The 19426-nt window shown below is 65.0% G+C and carries 19 protein-coding genes; 9 read left to right on the top strand and 10 right to left on the bottom strand.

Annotated elements, in window-relative coordinates:
- The first annotated feature begins 106 nt into the window (after positions 1-106).
- From CWS35_RS07525 to CWS35_RS07515, 3 genes are all read left to right on the top strand, one after another.
- Positions 107-844 (top strand): Crp/Fnr family transcriptional regulator, encoded by a 738-nt coding sequence (locus tag CWS35_RS07525; protein WP_311538847.1) that lies wholly within the window; start codon positions 107-109, stop codon positions 842-844.
- A 280-nt stretch (positions 845-1124) separates the two neighbouring features.
- Positions 1125-1715, top strand: coding sequence for a Crp/Fnr family transcriptional regulator (locus tag CWS35_RS07520; RefSeq protein ID WP_311538846.1), 591 nt, complete (start codon positions 1125-1127; stop codon positions 1713-1715).
- Between the two features lie 116 nt (positions 1716-1831).
- Positions 1832-2077 carry a hypothetical protein gene (locus CWS35_RS07515; RefSeq protein WP_024583321.1) on the top strand — a complete coding sequence of 82 codons (246 nt, stop codon included), beginning with the start codon at positions 1832-1834 and terminating at the stop codon, positions 2075-2077.
- Positions 2078-2107: 30 nt separating this feature from the next.
- Here the strand turns inward: CWS35_RS07515 and CWS35_RS07510 are convergent, their stop codons facing one another.
- Positions 2108-2665 carry a helix-turn-helix transcriptional regulator gene (locus tag CWS35_RS07510; protein ID WP_244442282.1) on the bottom strand — a complete coding sequence of 186 codons (558 nt, stop codon included), beginning with the start codon at positions 2663-2665 and terminating at the stop codon, positions 2108-2110.
- Positions 2666-3270: 605 nt separating this feature from the next.
- Here CWS35_RS07510 and CWS35_RS07505 point away from each other — a divergent pair.
- Positions 3271-3687: a hypothetical protein gene (locus tag CWS35_RS07505; RefSeq protein ID WP_024583319.1), complete on the top strand. Its 417-nt coding sequence runs from the start codon at positions 3271-3273 to the stop codon at positions 3685-3687.
- A gap of 74 nt (positions 3688-3761) precedes the next feature.
- Here the strand turns inward: CWS35_RS07505 and CWS35_RS07500 are convergent, their stop codons facing one another.
- The gene (locus CWS35_RS07500; RefSeq protein ID WP_100951546.1) at positions 3762-3944 is read right to left on the bottom strand and encodes a hypothetical protein; all 183 of its coding nucleotides are present in this window, start codon (positions 3942-3944) and stop codon (positions 3762-3764) included.
- Positions 3945-4040: 96 nt separating this feature from the next.
- Positions 4041-5042 (bottom strand): glycoside hydrolase family 3 N-terminal domain-containing protein, encoded by a 1002-nt coding sequence (locus CWS35_RS07495; RefSeq protein ID WP_100951545.1) that lies wholly within the window; start codon positions 5040-5042, stop codon positions 4041-4043.
- A gap of 186 nt (positions 5043-5228) precedes the next feature.
- On the opposite strand from CWS35_RS07495, the gene CWS35_RS07490 reads away from it, so the two are divergent.
- Positions 5229-7274: an acetoacetate--CoA ligase gene (locus CWS35_RS07490; RefSeq protein WP_100956117.1), complete on the top strand. Its 2046-nt coding sequence runs from the start codon at positions 5229-5231 to the stop codon at positions 7272-7274.
- A gap of 37 nt (positions 7275-7311) precedes the next feature.
- Positions 7312-8442, top strand: a complete 1131-nt coding sequence (locus tag CWS35_RS07485) for a threonine synthase (RefSeq protein WP_100951544.1) — start codon at positions 7312-7314, stop codon at positions 8440-8442.
- A gap of 15 nt (positions 8443-8457) precedes the next feature.
- On the opposite strand, the gene CWS35_RS07480 is transcribed toward CWS35_RS07485, so the two are convergent.
- The 4 genes from CWS35_RS07480 to CWS35_RS07465 all read right to left on the bottom strand — a co-directional run bounded on the left by CWS35_RS07480 (position 8458) and on the right by CWS35_RS07465 (position 11846).
- The gene (locus tag CWS35_RS07480; RefSeq protein ID WP_024583314.1) at positions 8458-9489 is read right to left on the bottom strand and encodes a glycosyltransferase family 1 protein; all 1032 of its coding nucleotides are present in this window, start codon (positions 9487-9489) and stop codon (positions 8458-8460) included.
- On the bottom strand, positions 9489-10298 hold the full coding sequence (locus CWS35_RS07475; RefSeq protein ID WP_371682859.1) for a UDP-2,3-diacylglucosamine diphosphatase: 810 nt from the start codon (positions 10296-10298) through the stop codon (positions 9489-9491). Before CWS35_RS07475 ends, CWS35_RS07480 begins: the two co-directional genes overlap by 1 nt.
- Positions 10299-10597: 299 nt before the next feature.
- Entirely contained in the window at positions 10598-11257 is a 660-nt protein-coding gene (locus CWS35_RS07470) for a DedA family protein (RefSeq protein ID WP_100951543.1), read from the bottom strand.
- Positions 11258-11267: 10 nt separating this feature from the next.
- Positions 11268-11846, bottom strand: a complete 579-nt coding sequence (locus CWS35_RS07465; RefSeq protein WP_100951542.1) for a class I SAM-dependent methyltransferase — start codon at positions 11844-11846, stop codon at positions 11268-11270.
- A 328-nt stretch (positions 11847-12174) separates the two neighbouring features.
- On the opposite strand from CWS35_RS07465, the gene CWS35_RS07460 reads away from it, so the two are divergent.
- Positions 12175-12849 carry a response regulator transcription factor gene (locus CWS35_RS07460; protein ID WP_024583310.1) on the top strand — a complete coding sequence of 225 codons (675 nt, stop codon included), beginning with the start codon at positions 12175-12177 and terminating at the stop codon, positions 12847-12849.
- A gap of 5 nt (positions 12850-12854) precedes the next feature.
- Positions 12855-14222, top strand: coding sequence for a HAMP domain-containing sensor histidine kinase (locus tag CWS35_RS07455; protein WP_100956113.1), 1368 nt, complete (start codon positions 12855-12857; stop codon positions 14220-14222).
- 63 nt (positions 14223-14285) lie between these two features.
- Here CWS35_RS07455 and CWS35_RS07450 read toward each other — a convergent pair whose 3' ends face one another.
- Positions 14286-15479 (bottom strand): serine hydrolase, encoded by a 1194-nt coding sequence (locus CWS35_RS07450; RefSeq protein ID WP_100951541.1) that lies wholly within the window; start codon positions 15477-15479, stop codon positions 14286-14288.
- Positions 15480-15517: 38 nt separating this feature from the next.
- Positions 15518-17158: an NAD(P)/FAD-dependent oxidoreductase gene (locus CWS35_RS07445; protein WP_100951540.1), complete on the bottom strand. Its 1641-nt coding sequence runs from the start codon at positions 17156-17158 to the stop codon at positions 15518-15520.
- A gap of 300 nt (positions 17159-17458) precedes the next feature.
- Between CWS35_RS07445 and CWS35_RS07440 the strand changes: the two genes are divergently transcribed.
- Positions 17459-18361, top strand: a complete 903-nt coding sequence (locus CWS35_RS07440; RefSeq protein ID WP_100951539.1) for an AraC family transcriptional regulator — start codon at positions 17459-17461, stop codon at positions 18359-18361.
- 14 nt (positions 18362-18375) lie between these two features.
- Here the strand turns inward: CWS35_RS07440 and CWS35_RS07435 are convergent, their stop codons facing one another.
- Complete coding sequence (locus CWS35_RS07435) at positions 18376-19410, bottom strand: aldo/keto reductase (protein WP_100951538.1); 1035 nt, start codon at positions 19408-19410, stop codon at positions 18376-18378.
- Positions 19411-19426 lie beyond the last annotated feature (16 nt).

Below are 19426 nucleotides of genomic sequence, written 5' to 3'. Positions count from 1 at the left end.
ACCCCCTAAAGGGTATAGGCTTCGCACCACAACCCTTGTGCTATTGGACAGGCAAGCTATGTTCGTTGTCATTCCAAACGCCAAGAGTAGGTGATGCGAGACCGTAGTGCTCCCGCCCTCGGCAGGAGCACCAATGTCTGCGGTATCACGCCCGCCCAATCGTCTGTTGCAAGCGCTTCCCCCCGCGGATTACGTGCAACTCCATCCCCTCCTCGAAACCGTCGATTTGACCAAGGAAGCGGTGCTCGCCGATGCCGGCTCACCGGTGCAGCGGGTCTATTTGCCGCACAGCGGCGTGGTCTCGATGATGATCAATCTGTCCGACGGGCAGTCGGTCGAAATTGCAACCATTGGTCGTGACGGCATCGTCGGTGCCTCCGCCGCGTTGCATGAGCGGCCGCTGCTGGCCGATGCGATCGTCGTGGTGCCGGGCATGGCTTCCATGGTGCGGGCGGAGGATTTCCGCGAGGCCGCGAACCGCAGCGCGGATTTCCGGACCCTGGTCGCTCTCTATGAGCAGGCGCTGATGGCGCAGACGCAGCAATCCGTCGCCTGCAACGTTTCGCATCCGGTGGAGGCACGGTTGTCGCGATGGCTGCTGCGCGCACGCGATTTGTGCGGCAGCGAGGCATTGCCGCTGACCCAGGAGATGCTGGCACAGATGATCGGCGTCCGGCGCAACGCGGTCTCGATCGTGGCGCACGGGTTTCAGCAGGCCGGAATCCTCCGCTACAGCCGAGGTCATATCGAAATTGTCGATATCGACGGGCTGCGCAAGGCGGCGTGCGAATGTTATGCGACGGTCAAGGCGCACACCGAACAATTGATCGGGCCGGAGGATTGAACGGAACACAAACGCGCGTGTCCTGCGATAGGCGTATTCCTATTGGAACCAAGACGTGTTTCCATTGGAACCGAGTCATGCCAGAATAAGTTGCAAGAACGACGGGCTACAAGTCATCGCCCGGTGCCCAGAGACAAACTTTGCCAGCAGGCAGGATACGGTTCCGCGATCGCCTAACGGCTTCCTGTCCTCGCTTTCGGCGAGCGATTTCGATCTGATCCGGCCGCATTTGCGGACGGTCGACCTCGCCGCCGATTCGGTCCTGACCGAGACCGACGAAATGCTCAAGCGGACATACATGCCGCACAAGGGCGTGATCTCGCTGGTGGTCAAGCTGGCAAGGGGCGAGCGCGTCCAGGTCGCGATGGTCGGCCGTGACAGCATCTACAGTGCATTCGCCCCGTTCGTCGAAGGGCCGGCGATCAGCGACGCGACGGTGCTGGTGCCTGGCCTCGCCTCGATGGTCGAACTCGGGCCGTTGCGGGCCGCCGCCGGCCAGAGCCCGACGCTTCGCGCGGCGTTGATCCGGCACGGGCTCGCCGTCTACGCCCAGGTCCAGCAGACTGCCGGCTGCAACGCAGCGCACACCGTGGAGTCGCGGCTGGCGCGTTGCCTGTTGCACATGCGCGACCTCTCCGGCGGCAACAAGATCGTCCTGACCCAGGAGGCGATGGCGCAGATGATCGGCGCCCGCCGCAACAGCGTGTCGCTGGTCGCACACACTCTGCAACAGGCGGACTTCATCCATTACAGCCGCGGCCACATCGAGATCACCAATGCGGATGGACTGATCAGAACCGCGTGCGAATGCTACGCCACCGTCAAGGCGAAGTATGCCGGACTGCTGAGTTGTCAGCCGGTCGGCGACTGAGCGTCTTCCGATCCGTTGTTCGGGCTCGATACTGCGAGCCGTACTTCTACGGCGTGGGATTTTCACCGTCGGATAACGCTGAATCCGCACAATCGCGTGGACGCACGGGGGAGCCGATGTTCACGTACCAGACGACCGACCGGAAGGAAGCGAGGCGCTTCCGCATCGCCCAGTTCAACGGCCGGACCGCCACCGTCCGGTCGGCCGGCGCGACGGTCACGGGACGCGTGCGCGCGATCGTCGAGAGCGGATCTGGCGGGATGACGGCATGGGTGGTCACGATCGTTCCGGACCAGCCGAAGGCGCCCGCGATTGCGCGGCACGCGCCGCGGCTGTGCTTCGCCGCGGAAGACGAGCTCTGAGGACTGATATCTCGCGAACCGGGTCGGCGCTCAGGCGGAGTGCAGCAACGCCTTGCGAACGAGGTCCGCGGTGTTGCGCGCACCGAGCTTGCGCATGGCTTCGGCGCGATGGCTCTCGAAGGTACGCGGGCTGATATTCATGCGCAGCGCGCCCTGCTTGTTGGAATAACCGTCGCTGATCAGGCTGAGCACTTCGCGCTCGCGCTTGGTCAACGGCTTGCGCCCGGCTTCCGGCGCGAACATGATTTCGGGTGACCGGGCGCCTGCCTGCTTGTCCTCACCCGATGGCTTCAGGTCGGTTGCCGGAACGGCGTTCGGATAGAGATCGGAAATCTGCTTCAGCATCGCGGAGACCCGTTCGGTCTGCTCGAGCGCGTTCTCGATCACCTGTCGCAGATAGACGCCGTTTCCGGGCGCGTGGGCGAACTGCTGGCTGTGCTGTTTGAGTTCGTTCATGTAGAGCAGCAGCGCGGTGACCGGCCCATTGAACTGGCGGACGATCGTCGCCGTGTCCGCGGGCGCCTGCGCGCGCGGGGCTGCGTGCTGCGTCTCAAGCGGCGGCGTCTCGAGCGGCGCGGTTCCAGCCATCCATGCCGGATGGCGCGCGTCGGCTCGATTGTCATGTTGCGTCATAAGTATGGTTTACCAAAGGTGAACTTGTGGCCGCGTTAACGCGGGACTCCGTAAAACTACGGGTGACGCAACTGTGATCTCGGGCCCCGACCTGCCAAGGAGGCGCAGATTACCGCTGATTTGGCAATGAATCTCGCATATTTGAGTCGAGTTACAGTATTCTTACGGGACAACGGATCGCTTCATCCCGTTAACATCTGGGGTGGAGGATTACCTTCCCGGGGGCGCCATCGGCGCGATCCGCCCCCTGCCTGCCACTTTGAATGACCGGGATTGGCGCCGTCCCCCGGCGTTCAGGGGCGCCCGATCCGAAGGAATTTCTGCAGGAATCGTCCCGACAGAACGAACCTGAACCACCAGAACGCGATTCGCCGGGTCGACATCGATCATCCCTCCAGGGATCGGATCGGCTTACCGCACGTTGGGCCTCACGCGTATGAGACGGTTCACATCGGCCCGGTGACGCGCGCGCGGTTTCGGTCAGGCGAATGTCAATTTACAGGCCCGGCATACGCCAAGATGATCGCCGCGTTTCGACCACCAACAACAGGGGCGCGACGATGAAGCGAAGCGGATCGAAAATGGCGATGGCGGCGCTGACCGCGACGCTGCTGCTCGGCGTCGGCGCGCGAGCCCAGACCGCGCCGGCCAGCAATGCACCGCCGACCGCAGACAATGCCGTCATGATCACGATCTTCTTCAAGCACGATCAGTCACGCCCGCTCAGTGAGCTCAATGCCCAGCTCGAGCGGCAGGGCTTCTACAAGGCATTTCCGCCCGAAGGTGTCGAGGTCGTCAGCTGGTACGTGATGATGGGGATCGGCCAGGTCGTGACACTGCGACTGCCGGCCTCGCGGCTGCGCGAAGTGAATCGCATCATCGAGAACAGCGCCTGGGGCGCCTATCGCACCGAATTCTATCCGACCTACGACTACAAGGCGGTCGGGATCGGCAATCACGACAAGGCCAAGCAATGAGCGGTTGCATCGAAGACCAAACAGCGTCGCAGCCGCGCGATTGCCGGCCCAGCGCCGAGTGGACTGCCCGCGGCCTATGCGTGGGCCCGAGTCCGCACGCTCAGCCGCTTTGCCAGGATGCGCAGATCCTCGCGGCGCCCGCTGCAAAGCAGGCGACTGAATTCGTCGGGATCGATGCCGTCAGGCGGAAGGTCTGCTGAGTTGCGCGGGACGCGGCGTAGCCAGGTCAATCTGAAGAGACGCTTGAGCATCTTCATGGTTCATTGCCCCGATGAGCGTTTGTGTTAAATCGCGGTCATGCGGATTGGTTCCGTCCATCGTCGCGTCAACGTACGAATTTCCTCCGCAGCCTGTCAGGCGAGCAGCAGCTTGCGCTTTCGCACCCGCGCAATGGACTGTTGCACCGCAGCCTGATCGAGCGATCCTTCCTTCATCGCATCAGCAACCGCCGCGGCGAGGCCGGCCATCTCCTGCTCCTGGTCGAGCAGGTTGTTGCCGATGCAGATCATGTCCATGCCGGCGGCGATCGCCTGCAAACTGGCCGCGCGGGTGCCGAGCGCCATCTGCAATCCCTGCATCTGCATGTCGTCGGTGATCAACAACGTCTCGGGCAGGCGGCGGCGAAGCCGGCCAATCCCGACCGGCGACAGCGTCATCGGAAGCCGCGCGTCCCACTGGCGGACAATGGCGTGGCTGACCAATACGGCGTCGCCATGGGTGTCCGGCGCGAGCGTATAGAACAGCTCTTCCTGCTCCGGCCGCAGCGCATCGGAAATGTCCATGAACGCGAGATGCGAATCGACGAGCGCACCTCCGATGCCTGGAAAATGCTTCAGGCAAAGGCCGATCCGTGCCTGCCGCGCCGCAGCGTCGACCAGCCGGGCATTGGCCGCGACTGCGTCGATATCGGACGAATAGGATCGCTTGATCCTGCCGATATTGGGATTGTCGGGATTGTAATCGACGTCGATGGCTGGCGCGAAATTGTAGCGGATGCCGAGCCGGCGCAGCTCGCCATAGCTCGCCGCCAGGATCGCCTGCTTGTCCGCCGGCGCGAGCAGGTTGAAGTCCTTGGCGCTCGGCAGCGGCTGAAAACCCAGGCCGTCCTTGAGCCGGCGCACCAGACCGCCTTCCTGGTCGATGAAGACCAGCGGCTGCGACGGCAGCGCCGAGATCTCGGCGCAAAGCGACTGCACTTGCGCGGGCGATGCGATGTTGTTGTCGTACTGCCTGGTCTGGCACGAGTAATCGAACAGGATCACGCCGCCGAGCCCGAACCGGGCGGCAAACTCCTTCAGCCAGGGCGGGATGCTCTTGCCGTAAAAGCCGAGGATGAAAAGTTCGCCGACGGACATCGCCGCTCGCTATTGGACGCGCATGGAATCAACCCTGCCCCGACGGCATAGCACGCTGCGTCGGCGGTAAGAATATGACGCAGGCTGCGGCTCGACCGCGTTCCCCGCGCTCGCATCACTATGTTAAGACACGCTGGCACGCCTCGATCGCGCATGCCACGCCACAAGAAAATCCGGAAACTGCCCATGACAGCGCCTTACGTCCCGCAAATGGCCCTTTACCGCCAATGGCTGAAGGAGAGCCGCGGCCTTGCGTTTGCGGATTTCGAGGCGATGCGGCGCTGGTCGGTTACCGACATCGACGGCTTCTGGCAGAGCGTCTGGGACTATTTCGATCTGCGCTCGCCGACACCGCATTCGGCGGTGCTGGCGGACCGCAAGATGCCGGGCGCGGTGTGGTTTCCCGGCGCCTCGGTGAACTACGCGCACCAGGTCTTCCGCCACGTCGCGCCGGCGCATGCCGCCGGCCTGCCGGCGCTGATCTCGAGCGGCGAGGACGGCAAGCTCTCGGAGACCAGCTGGCCCGAGCTGCAACGCAAATCGGCGGCGCTTGCGCTGCATCTGAAGGCGAACGGCGTGCGCGCCGGCGACCGCGTTGCCGCGTACTTGCCGAACATCCCCGAGACCATCATCGCGTTTCTCGCGACCGCCAGTCTCGGCGCGATCTGGAGCGTCTGCGCTCCCGACATGGCGGCACCGGCGGTGATCGATCGCTTCAAGCAGATCGAGCCCAAGGTGCTGATCGCGTGCGACGCCGTGACCTATGCCGGCCGGCGTCATGACCGTCAGGGGGTGATCGAGGAGCTGCGGCGCGCGCTGCCGACGGTCGAGCACGTCATCCTGCACAGCGACGCCGCACCGTCGGAGACACGATTGTCCACCATTCTCGCGGGCCAGAGTGCTGCGATCGACGCCTTCGAGCCGGAATGGCTGCCGTTCGATCACCCGCTCTGGATCGTCTATTCCTCGGGCACCACGGGATTGCCGAAGCCGATCCTGCACAGCCATGGCGGCGTGATCGTCGTGGCGCTGCCGCTCTCGACGCTGCACAACGACATCGGTTGCAGCTACCAGCCGAACTCGTTCGGCGAACGCTTTCACTGGTACTCGTCGACCGGCTGGATCATGTGGAATTGCCAGGCCAACGGCCTGCTCAACGGCACCACCTGCTGCATCTTCGACGGCAGTCCCGGCGGCACCAAGGACAAGCCGGACTGGACCACGCTGTGGCGCTTCGTCGCCGATGCCAAGGCGACCTTCTTCGGCTCCGGCGCGGCGTTCTTCGCCAATTGCACCAAGGCCGGGATCGATCTCGCCGCCGTCGGCGACCTCTCCGGCCTGCGCACGCTCGGCTCGACCGGCTCGCCGCTCTCGGCCGATACGCAGGCCTGGTTCAACCAACGCTTCGCCGCGCTCTCGACGCGCAACGGCAACGCCGCGCAGGCCGAGATGTGGTGGGCCAATATTTCCGGCGGCACCGATTTCGCCGGCGCCTTCATCGGTGGCAATCGCGAGCTGCCGCAGACGCCGGGCATCATGCAATGCCGCCTGCTCGGCTGCGCGGTGGAAGCGTTCGACGAACGGGGCCGCGCCGTGATCGACGAGGTCGGTGAGCTCGTCTGCACCGAACCGCTGCCCTCGATGCCGCTACGGTTCTGGAACGACCCCGGCAATGCGCGCTATTTGTCGAGCTATTTCGAGACCTATCCCGACAATTTCGACGGCTCGGGCCGCGGCCCGGTGTGGCGGCATGGCGACTGGCTGAAGATCAACCCCGACGGCTCCTGCGTGATCTATGGCCGCAGCGACGCCACCATCAACCGCCATGGCCTGCGGATGGGCACCAGCGAGCTGTATTCGGCGATCGAGGCGCTGCCGGAGGTGCTGGATTCGATGGTGGTCGACCTCGAATATCTCGGCCGCGACAGCTACATGCCGCTGTTCGTGGTGCTGCGCGAGGGCGTCGTCTTCGATGCCGCGATGAAGGCGAAGATCAACCAGGCGGTCGAGGCCGGGCTGTCGCGCCGCTTCCTACCCAACGACATCTTCGTGGTGGCGGAGATTCCGCGCACGCTGTCCGGCAAGAAGCAGGAGCTGCCGGTCAAGAAGCTGTTGCTCGGCCATCCCGTCGAAAAGGTCATCAACCGCGATGCGATGGCCAACCCCGGATGCCTCGACTGGTATCTCGATTTTGCCAGGAGTTATCTGGGCAAGCAGGCCGGCGCGGCGTGACATCGACGCGCGGCACTCGTGATCAGGATCTGACGACATGTCTTCACCCAGCTACATCGACCCGCTGAACGGCAAGCTCTATCCACTGGATGTTCCGCGCTGGTGCTCCGACGAGGGCAAGCCGCTGCTCGTGACCCCGCTCGGCGGCATGTCCCGCGACGAGATCGAGCGGAGCACGCGCTCGCTGTGGCGCTACCGCGCCGCGCTGCCGGTCGAGATCAAGCAGCCGATCACGATGGGCGAAGGCTGCACCCCTGCGGTCGAGAAGGCGTGGGACGATCTGCGGCCGCATTTCAAGCTGGAATGGTTCAACCCGACCGCAAGCTTCAAGGATCGCGGCACCACGGTGATGCTGTCGTTGCTGCGCCAGCTTGGCGTCGACGCGGTGCTGGAAGACTCTTCCGGCAATGGCGGGGCGTCCGTCTCGGCCTATGGCGCGGCCGGCGGCATGCGGGTGAAAATCCTGGCGCCGGCGACGACATCGCCGATGAAGGTTGCGCAAATGCACGCCTTCGGCGCCGAGGTGCAGCTGGTGGAGGGGCCGCGCGAAGAATCCGAGGCGGAAGCGATCCGACAGTCGAAGCAGATCTTCTATTCCAGCCACAACTGGCAGCCATTCTTCCTGCAAGGCACCAAGTCGCTGGCCTACGAAATCTGGGAGGACTTCGGCTTCACCGCGCCCGACAATGTCATCATGCCGGTCGGCGCCGGCAGCAGCCTGCTCGGCTGCTATATCGGCTTCAAGGAACTGCTGGCGGCCGGGCAGATCACGCGGCTGCCGCGGCTGTTTGCCGCGCAACCCCTGAATTGCTCGCCGGTCGATGCCAGCTTTGCCGCCGGCGTCGACACGCCTGTCGATCGCGCGGTGCACAAAACCATCGCCGAAGGCACCGCGATCAAGCATCCGCTGCGCCTGAAGCAGATGATCGCGGCGCTGAAGGAGAGCGGCGGCGGCAGCGTCGCGATCCCCGAGGACGGCATCGTCGCCGCACTGAAGCGGCTCGCGCGCAGCGGCCTGTTCGTCGAACCGACCTCTGCCTCGGCCGCCGCCGCGCTCGACGTCCTGAAGGCGCGCAGCGCGATCCGGCCGGCGGAACGCACCGTCGTCATCATCAGCGGCACCGGGATCAAGGCCGCGGGGCTGATCACGGAGTTGCTGGGCAACTAGCCGTCGAAGCCGGCTTCATGCTCCCGCGGCAACGGCGCGCACAGGCGCGGCATGCGCCCGCCCGATATTGTCGAGGAATTGCCGCACGCTTTCGCGCCAGGTGAAGGTCAACGCGTGGGCGCGGCACTTTTCGCGCGGCACCAGCAGCGCGCCGAGTGCCGCGCGGCGCAGATCGTGATCGAGGCAACCGCAGCCGGACTTGCCGATCACGTCGAGCGGCCCCATCACCGGAAACGCCGCGACCGGCACACCGCAGGCCAGCGCCTCGAGCAGCACCATCCCGAACGTATCGGTCAGGCTTGGAAACACCATGACGTCGGCCGACGCATAGACATCGGCGAGCGCCTGCCCGGTCCGCGTGCCGAGAAAATGCACATGCGGATATCGGGCCTGCATGCTGCCGCGCAACGGTCCATCCCCGACCACGACCTTCGAGCCCGGCAGGTCGAGACCGAGAAAGGCGTCGAGGTTCTTCTCGACCGCGACGCGGCCGACATAGAGAAACACCGGCTCCGGGAAGGCGAGCGGCGGCTCCGCACGGGGACAGAACAGATCGGCATCGACGCCGCGCGACCACGGCATCAGCTTGCGGAAGCCATGCGCCCTCAGCGCCTGTTCAAGCGATGGCGAGCCGACCATGATGCCGTCGCCGCCATTGTGGAAACGACGCAGCGCCGCGTAGCTCCAGCGCAGCGGGACCGGCAGCCGCGCCGCGAGATACTCCGGAAAGCGGGTGTGATAGCTGGTCGTAAACGGATAGCCGCGCGTCTGGCAGACATGCCGGGCGATCCAGCCGATCGGGCCTTCGGTCGCGATATGCACCGAGTCCGGACGCGCCGCGGCGATCGCGCGCGCGATGCGTCCGATCGACGGCAGCGCAAGCCGGATCTCCCGATAGCCGGGCAATGGCACGGTGCGGAAATCGGCCGGCGTCAGAAAAACGATCTCGGCGCCGAGCGACGGCGCTTCGCTCGCGAGATATTCGAGCGAGCGGACCACGCCATTGACCTGCGGCCGCCAGGCGTCGGTCGCCACCAGCACGCGCATCAGGCGACCGCCTCCGCGAGCGGCACGAGATCCGCTCTGTTCGACGCCGGCTGCGGATCCGTCCAGCGGACGATCTCGAACTGCCCGTCATAGCGCTCGATCACGCCGGTGCAGGACTCCACCCAATCCCCGGTATTGATATAGCGGACGCCGAATTCGTCGTGCATCGCCGCATGGTGGATGTGGCCACAGATCACGCCCTGGGCATCACGGCGCCTGGCCTCGGATGACAGCACCTCCTCGAACCGGCCGATGTGGTTGACCGCCTTCTTGACCCGCAATTTCGCCCAGGACGAGAACGACCAATAGCCGAGCCCGAACCGGCGCCTGATCCAGTTCAGCCAGACATTGGAGGCCAGCGCGGCACGGTAGCCGACATCGCCGACCAGAGCGAGCCATCGCGCATGCCGCACCACGACGTCGAATTCATCGCCGTGGACCACGAGATAATCGCGACCATCGAGGCCTCGATGGATCGCCCGCTCGGCAATCTCGATGCCGCCGAACGACGCGCCGGCATAGTCGCGCAGGAATTCGTCGTGATTGCCGGGAATATAGACCAGACGGCGGCCGCGCCGCGCGAGACCGATCAGCTCGCGCACGACCGCATTGTGCGCCTCGGGCCAGTACCAGTTCGAGCGCAGACACCAGCCGTCGACGATGTCGCCGACCAGGAACAGGGTTTCGGCGTCGTAGTGACGAAGGAAATCGATCAGGCGCTCGGCCTGGCATCCCCTGCTCCCGAGATGAATGTCGGAGATGAACAGGCTCCTGACCCTGGTCGTACTGCGCGCCGCGCCGATGCCGATCCGACCAGCCCGGGCTTGGATATCCCGATCGAGCACGCCGCTGTCGCGCCGAAACGCCGTCGCCACCGCTTCGGCCAATCCGGCGAGAACCGCCGCGACGTCGCGACTGGCGCGGCGCCTGACGATCGAGTGATGCCAGTAGATGCTGCCGACAAGGACCAGCAGCGCGAACTCGGTCGTGCGATGACGTCCGTCGGAGGCCGCGACGCCGAACTGATAGCTCGCCACCAGCACCAGCAATGTCGCGGCGGCACGTTCGAGCGCGTGCGAACTGGGCCACAGGCGGGACAGCATGGGTCTCATGCCCCCTCCTCGAGCGGCACGCGCGCGGGAAGAGCACGCGGCTGCGCGAGATGCCTCGGCGCGAGCGAGCGCTTGTAGAGACGAAATCCGAGGAAGAGCGCAACCTCCACGGCGATCAGAGCGACCACGACCCAGAAACCGAGACTGACCGGATCGTGACCGCTGCCGCGCAGCGCGTAGCCGAGACTGAGGAACGGCATGTTCCAGATCACGGTGCCGATCGCCGTCGCCATCACGAACGCGCGCGGCTCCAGCCGCAGCACGCCGGCGGGCAGCGCCAGATAGATCCGCACCGTGGGCAGGATCTGGCCGATCAGCGTCACCCAGAAATGATTGCCCCGGTAAGCGTCGGTGAGCTGCCGATAGAGCGACGGTCGCAGCAGCACGAACTTGCCGAAGCGCGCCACCAACCGCTCGATGCGTTGCGAGCCGAGCGTCCGCCCGAGGCCATACCAGCCGATGGCGCCGACGACCGAGCCGGCGCTGGTCGCCAGGATGGTCATCGCGAGCGTCGCGCCGTCGGGGACCGTCAGGCCGAGCAGCATCAGCAGCACATAGGACGGCAGCAGCGGGATGAACTTCTCGGCGATGGCAAGACAGCCAATCCCCGCCAGGCCGAAATGCAGGAACATCGCGATCGTGCTCGAGGTGTCCATGGCGTCCCGGTCAGGCGTGAGGATGACGGCGGCTGATCCGGTACACGGACGCCGGAGGCAGGTTGCGGAAGGTTTGCCCGATGCAACTCGCTTGCAGACCGAGCCGATCGAGGATCGCATCCGCGACAGGACAGCGCGGGCCATAGGTGATCTGGTAGAACGCGCCACCAGGGCGGAGATAGCTGAACGCGCCGTCGAGAATGACCGTGACCTTCTCGGGCGGCATCGTGAGCAAGCCGAGTCCGGAGATGACGGCACCGACCGGCGCGCCGTCGAACACCCGCTCCCGGCGCAGCCAAGCTGCATCCATCCACAGCACCCGCGCCCCGGGGAAGCGGCTTTGCAGCAACGGGATGAATTCGGAGCCGCATTCGATCAGCGTCAGATCCTGCTGCCTGACGCCGCGACCAAGCAACGCACGCGTGAACACGCCGGTGCCCGGACCAAGCTCGAGGACCGGACCGGTCTCGGCCGTGATCTCCTGCGCCATCAGGGACGACACCGCGGGCCCCGACGGCGCGACTGCGGCAACCTGCCACGGATTGCGCACCCAGGCGCGGAAGAACGGCAGGATGTCAGCGGCGGCCATGCCGGAGCCTCCTCGCGGTCAGAGCATGTCCGGTCTCGCGCCGGCGGTTCGTTGACAAGGCCATTCAGATGTCTTTCACGTTGCGGGTATCGGCGATCGAGAGCGGAAGGCCCCGCTGGTTGCGCTGTGTCGGAGCGCGGCAAGTCGGCCCGGTCCAACGACATCTGATTCTCACGCCAAGCTTGCGCGAGCCTGTCGTGAATCCATGACGATTGGAAAAAATCGGCCCGCGACATATTCGACGGACGCGTCCGCAAGGTTGCCGCAATGAATGGGACATAAAACCGGCAATCCGAACGACCGGTCGATGCAGGGATGAACACGGAATATGCGGGTGCTGTTGGTGGAGGATCAGCCGGAGATGGTCGCAGCGCTGCGGGCGGCTCTCGCGCGCCACGACATGCTGATCGATCATGCGGCGGATCTGGAGGAAGCCGAGGCGATCGCGGCTGCCGGCAGCTATGATGCGATCGTACTCGATCGCCAGTTGCCGGATGGCGACGGCCTGTCGCTGATTCCGAGACTGCGCGCGAGCGGCAGCACCGTGCCGGTGCTGGTGTTGACCGCACGCGGCGAGCTCGCCGACCGCGTGGCGGGCCTCGACAGCGGCGCCGACGACTATCTCGGCAAGCCGTTTGCGTTCGAAGAGTTGCTGGCACGGTTGCGGGCGCTGCTGCGGCGGCCGGCGAACGTGCAGCAGCATGTCGCGCGGATCGGCCGCCTGTCGTTCGACTTCACGCATCGCGAGGCCCATGTCGACGGCCGGCCGCTGGAGATGCCGCGGCGTGAACGGCTGGTGCTGGAGACGCTGCTGCATCGGATGGGACGCATGGTGCAGCGCTCCGCACTGATGGAGGCGGTCTACGGCCTCGACGACGACGTGCAGCCCAACGCGCTGGACACCCATGTATCGCGCCTGCGCCGCAGGCTGACCGAGGCCGACGCCGGCGTCACCATCAACGGCGTTCGTGGCCTCGGCTATGTGCTGCGGGAGACGCCGTGAGCCTGCTGCGACCACGCTCGCTCACCTGGCGCCTGGTTGGACGCCTCGCGGGCTTGCAGGCGATCACATTGACCCTCCTGATCCTGCTGATCGGAGCGGTTGCGATCGGGCTGCTGCGGGCGGGGCTCTTGATCGGCGAGTATGAAGGCAGCACCCTCGACAGGCTGAGAGACGCCGTCACCCGCGACGCAGCGGGCGGGCTGATGCTGCGCCCAACGCCGGAGCTGGCTGCCCTGCGCGCCGAGCACGCCGACCTCTGGTTCATCATCCGCGACACCGAAGGTCACCAGCTCTCCGAAGGCACGGTGCCGGCGCAATTCGCGCCGATCGCATCGAGCCTCGATCATGTGAGCGAGGCGCGGCTTAAATGGAACGCCGCGGAAGCCATGCGGCCCGCGGGTCTCGTCAAATGGGTCGATACCTCGGCAGGGCGAATCCAGATCATGACCGGCACCTATGGCGAGCTCTCGATGTGGCGCGCGCTGGAGAGCACGCCGCTGCTGTTCCTCAACATGATCCTGCCGATCGTGGTGCTGATGACGCTGGCGACCTTGGTTGCAACCCCGTTCGTGGTGCGCCGGGTGATGAAGGGCCTTGCCCATGTCGCGGCGCAGGCCGAACGCATCGACATCGACCAGCGCGGCGTGCAACTGCCGCTCGACGAGGTGCCGGTCGAGATCGCGCCGCTGGTCAAGGCGATCAATGCCGCGCTCGATCGCCTCGACAAGGGCTACGAGCGCCACCGTCGCTTCCTTGCCGATGCCGCGCACGAGCTCCGCACCCCGATCGCTATACTGTCAACGCGGGTGGCCTCGCTCGAGCCCGGGCCGGAGAAGACCTATCTGCTCGAGGACGCCACCCGGCTCAGCGTCATGGCCGGCCAGCTGCTGGACCTGCAACGGCTGGATCAGCAGGCCGATACGTTCGCCGCGGTCGATCTCGTCGCCGTCGCGCGGCAGGTCGTGCTCGATCTCGCGCCGCTCGCCTTCGCCGCCGGCTATGAGATGTCGTTCGAGCATGACGACGAAGCCACCGTGGTGAACGGCGACCAGACCTCGCTCGAGCGCGCCCTCACCAATCTGGTGCAGAACGCCATCGACCACGGACGGCGGCGCGGCACCATCCTGGTTCGGGTCACGAAGGCCGGCTCGATCGAAGTCTGCGACGATGGCGACGGCATCGCGCCGGAGCAGCGCGAGCAGATCCTCGAGCCGTTCCGGAGGCTACAGCCGGGCGGACGCGGCGCCGGCCTCGGCCTCGATCTCGTGCAAAGCATCATGCGCCTGCATGGTGGCCGCATCGAGGTCGATCAGGCGCCGTCCGGCGGCGCCTGCATGCGCATGGTGTTCCCGAAGGTTCAGCCGTCCTGTTGATCCGGCGGCCCCAAAGCGCGATGCGATCCGGCTTGATCGTCATCGCGCTCTGCGGATCGCGCCCTAACCCGCCTTGCGCAGCCTCAGAGATTCGTAGAACGCGGTCTCGAAATTGATGTAGCCGATGAACGACGTCGGATCTCCGAAGGGGAGGATCTGCGTCGCCCAATAGCCACCGAAACCGTTCTGCCGATCGATCCAGTAGAACAAATTGGCAAGACCGGCCCAGCCCAGCGCACCTGCGGGGCGGCCGGTCGGCGCCTGCTCATCGTTGATCATGAAACTCAGCGCCCAGGACTTCGACTGACCGGGGAAGAACTCGGCATCGTTGGCGAGCGAGGTGATCACGCCGGTGATCGCGGTGACCTTGTTGTTGCCGAGATGATTCTTCTCGGCCATCCGTACGGTCTCCGCCTTGAGCACCCGGCCATGCTCGCCGGCTCCGTCATTCAGCCACATCCGGATAAAGCGCATGTAGTCGCCGATCGTGCCGTAAAGCCCGTGACCGCCCATGTGGATTTCCGGATTGGCCGGCAGCTCGAAGTCCATCGGCGTCAGCGAGCCGTCGGCGTTGCGGGCATGGATGCCGGCGAGCTTGCGGCGCATCGCATCGGTGAGTTCGAACGTCGTGTCCGTGATCCCAAGTGGTTCGAAGATGCGCGTCTTGAAGACCTCCCCGAGCCGCCTGCCGGTGATGGCCTCGACGATCTGGCCGCACCAGTCCATGTTGGTGCCGTATTCCCAGCGCTCGCCGGGATCGAACAGCAGCGGGGTCATCAGTGCCGCCTTGGACGCCGTGATGACGCTCGGCTGCCCCTTCTCCTGCGCGAGGCGGTTGTAGGTGTGGTTGATGAAGTCGTAGCTCAGGCCTGCGCTATGGACCATCAGCATGCGGGTCGTGATGTCGCGCTTCGGTGCACGCAACACCGGCTCGCCCTCGTCGTCGAAGCCCTCGATCACCTGAAGCTTGCCGATGTCGGGCGCGTAGACTTTGGCTGGCGCGTCGAGATCAAGCTTGCCGTCCTCGACGAGTTGCAGGATCGCGGTGCCCGTGATCGCCTTGGTGGTCGAGAAGATCGCGAACACGCTGTCGGCCGTCATGTCGGCCGGCTGGTCGATCCGGCGTTTGCCCGCGGCGCCTTCATAGATGTTGCGATGCCGGTCGGTGACCATCGCAACGACGCCGGGGACACGCGGATTCGAGGTGACGACACCATCGAGAATCGCATCTGCTGCTGCACTGAAATTCGTGCTCATTGTCTTCCTCCTGTGCTTTGTTGTTGACCTGCGTAGCCCTACTGCATCGCGAACCCCGGATAGCCGCTCGCCGCGACCTCGTCGCATTTCTGCCGATAGGTGCCGACGCCGCCGCAATAGGACAGCACCCGACGCGGCTTGCCCTCGACGTTCGAGCCGAGATACCAGGAGTTGGTCTTGGCGATCAGCGTCGCGTTGGCGGTCTCATCATGATGCGCCACCCACTGATCCTCGATCTCCCTGGACGGCTCGATGACCTTCAGGTTGTTGCCGCGCATGTACTTGATGCAATCGTCGATCCACTCGACCTGCTGCTGCAGGCAGGTGGTCATGTTGCAGAGCGCGGCCGAAGGCGCGAGCGGTACCGCCGTGGTGAACAGGTTCGGGTAGCCGTGAACCTGCAGCCCCATGGTGGTGCGGATATCCCGGCCCCAGTCCTCCTTCAGCGAGCGGCCGTCGCGGCCGCGAATGTCGATCCGCGTCAAGGCGCCGGTACCGGCATCGAAGCCGGTCGCCAGGATGATGACGTCGAACTCATGCACCGTGCCATCGGCAGTCTGGATGCCTTCGGGAGTGATGCGGGCAATCGGATTGTCCTTGACGCTGACGATCTCGACATTGGGTCGATGGAAGGCTTCCAGGAAATTCGACTCCAACGGGACCCGATGGGTACCGAAGCCGTAATCCGCCGGAATCAGCTGCTCGCACAGTTTGGGATCCTTGATCCGCTCGCGCATCTTTGCGCGCACGAATTCGGTGATCTCGGCGTTGACAGATTCGTCGAAGAACAATTCGGCGAAGGACGACACCCACAGTTTGAGAGATCCGTCGTTCCAGCAATCCTCGACCACCTGGCGACGCTGCTGCGGCGTCAGGTCGGCCCAGGCGTGCTCGAAGTCGAACTCGAAGCCGGTAAACGTCTTCGGCAGTCGTTCGGTGAGAAACTTGAACTTCGACTTGTAGGCCTCAGCGTCCGTCGCATCCCATTTCGGGTTCTTCATCGGGATGATGTATTGCGGGGTGCGGATGAACACCTTGAGATGGCCGACCTCGCCGGCGATCGACTGGATCACCTGGATCCCGGTCGCGCCATTGCCGACCACGCCGACGCACTTGCCCGCAAGATCGGTCGGCCCCTTCGGCCAGCGCGCGGTATGGAACAGCTTGCCCTTGAACGTCTCCTGTCCCGGGAAGGAGACGTGCGGGGCCGAAAGCATGCCACAGCAGGTGACCAGGAACTGGGTGTCGATCACCTCGCCCTTGTCCGTCGTGACCTGCCAGCGTTGCGTCGCCTCATCGAAATGCGCGCTCTTGACCGTGGTCTCGAGCTGGATGTCCTTCTTGAGATCGAGGCGGTCAGCCACATAGTTCAGCCAGCGCTCGATTTCCGGCTGTCCCGGAAACCGCTCGCTCCAGCTCCAGCCTTTGTAGAGCTCCTCGGAGAACAGATACTGATAGGTGTGGCCTTCGGAATCGAAGCGCGCGCCGGGATAGCGGTTCCAGTACCAGGTGCCGCCGACGCTTGATCCTGCGTCAATAGCCCTGACGTTCAGGCCCTGCTCGCGCAGGCGGAACAGTTGATAAAGGCCCGCGACGCCGGCGCCGATCACCACGGCGTCGAGTTTGGATGTCGCGTGCGCGCCATTGCTTCCATTGGACATGGTAGCGGTCGCAGTCATGGTTTCCTCCTGTGTGGTGTCTCGCACGCCCTTCCCATCCGCTGCATCGCAGGATGACGGTGCGTTGCGCCAATTTCGTCGTTGGCGGCATGAACGGGGCCGCCGGGACGCAGGAGAGGCTATGGCCCCCGCAGCATCCGGGGCTTGGATGAAACCGACAATCTCTGGAACGTTGCTGCGAGCGCCGCTCGGCCATTGGTCTCCTTGGCAAACCACGAAAGCGGCCTATTCTACGCGCAGCCGTCCGGCCAAGAAGAAACCGTCAATCGTGCCGCGAATTCCAGGGAGGAGGCTCGCGCGATGGGCCAGTTGATCACGGTCGAGGAACTGCCGCGCTACGCTCCCGGCGAGTTGAAGCTGGATAGCACGCCGGTTGGCCGCAACGATTTCCGGCTACGGATATTCCGCTATGGGCCATCCGACATCTGGGTCCCGCCGTCGGAGAACTATCTCATCGTGATCTATCGCGACGGCACCACGTCGATGAACCGCCGCGTCACCGGTGCGTGGAAGCAGGATCATGTCGGCCGCGGGGTCACGACGCTCTTGACGCGCGCTGAGCCCTCGAACTGGCGCTGGCAGCACGATATCGAAGTCAGCCATTTCTACATTTCGCCGACGCTGATGACGAAGACCGCGAGCGAAGCCTTCGACCGTGACGCCGAAGCGGTCGAACTTCACGACCTGCTCAAGGTCGAGGATCCGATGCTGAGCTGGATCAACGATCAGATGGTTCAGGAGGTCGCCGCGGGCGGTCCCGGTGGCCGCCTCTGCTACGATGCACTGGCGCTGCAAGCCAGCGTGCACATCCTGCGCAAATACGCCGCAATCGAATTCAAGATGCCCTGTGCGCAGGGACGCTTCAGGCCGGCCCATGCGCGACTGATCGAGGACTATGTCGAGCAGAACATCTTCCGGAACATCACGCTGGAGGAGCTCGCCAACGTCTGCAACTGCACGCCGGTGCAGTTCGCGCGGAAATTCCGCGTGCATTACGGCATGCGGCCGCACGCTTATGTGCTGCGGCGCAAGGTCGAGCATGCCTGCCAGCATCTGCGCAAAGATCGCGTGGCGCTGAAGGAGATCGCGTTGCTCGCCGGCTTCGCCGACCAGAGCCACCTCAATCGCGTATTCCGGCAGCACATGAACGTGACGCCGGCGGAATACCGCCGGCAGGTCTGCGAGACCAAGCACGAGGCGTGAGAGCAAACCGCGCGCTACACGGGCGGCGGATTGAGCCGGGCAAACCCTTCCTGGATCCGGTAAGGATAGTAAGGATAGGCCGGCATCACCGCGCTTGCCTTGTCGAGACGCGCGATCTGCTCCGGCGTCAGCGACCATCCGACTGCGCCGAGATTGTCGCGCAGCTGCGCTTCGTCGCGCGCACCGATGATGACGGACGACACGCTCGGCCGCGTAAGCAGCCAGGCAATGGCGATCTGCGGCACGGTGCGGCCGGTCTCCGCGGCCACAACGTCCAGCGCGTCGACGATCGCATAGAGTCTCTCGTCGTCGACCGGCGGCCCGAACTGCGCGGTCTCGTGCAGGCGGCTGTTCTCCGGCAGCGGCTGGCCGCGCCTGACCTTGCCGGTGAGGCGTCCCCAGCCGAGCGGACTCCAGACCAGCGCGCCGACGCCCTGGTCGAGCGCGAGTGGCATCAGCTCGGATTCATAGTCGCGACCGACCAGCGAATAATACACCTGGTGCGCCACATGGCGCGGCCAGCCGTGCCGCTCGGCGGTCGCCAGCGACTTCATCAAATGCCAGCCGGAGAAATTCGAGGCGCCGACATAGCGCAGCTTGCCGGCGCGCACCAGCGTGTCGAGGGTCGACAGCACCTCGTCGACCGGCGTGAAAGCGTCGAAGGCATGGAGCTGCAACAGGTCGATGTAGTCGGTGCCGAGCCGGCGCAACGCAGCGTCGACCGCGGCGACGAGGCGATGGCGCGAGGTGCCGGCATCGAGCGGACCATCGCCCATCGGCAGCCCGGTCTTGGTCGAGATCAGGACCTTGTCGCGCCGACCCTTGATCGCGGCACCGAGGATCTCCTCCGAGGCGCCGTTCGAATAGACGTCGGCGGTGTCGAACAGATTGACGCCGGCCTCCAGGCAGATGTCGATCAGCCGCCGCGCCTCGCTGGCGTCGCTGCCGCCCCAGGCCGAGAACAAAGGCCCCTGGCCGCCGAATGTGCCGGTGCCGAAGCTGAGCACGGGTACTTTCAAACCCGACGAGCCGAGATTGCGATAGTCCATGGTCGTACTCCTTGTG

Origin of the sequence: Bradyrhizobium sp. SK17, assembly GCF_002831585.1 — a bacterium.
Classification (GTDB): domain Bacteria; phylum Pseudomonadota; class Alphaproteobacteria; order Rhizobiales; family Xanthobacteraceae; genus Bradyrhizobium.
The sequence above is the reverse complement of the archived record's forward strand: the minus strand, read 5'-3'. Positions and strand labels throughout refer to the sequence as shown.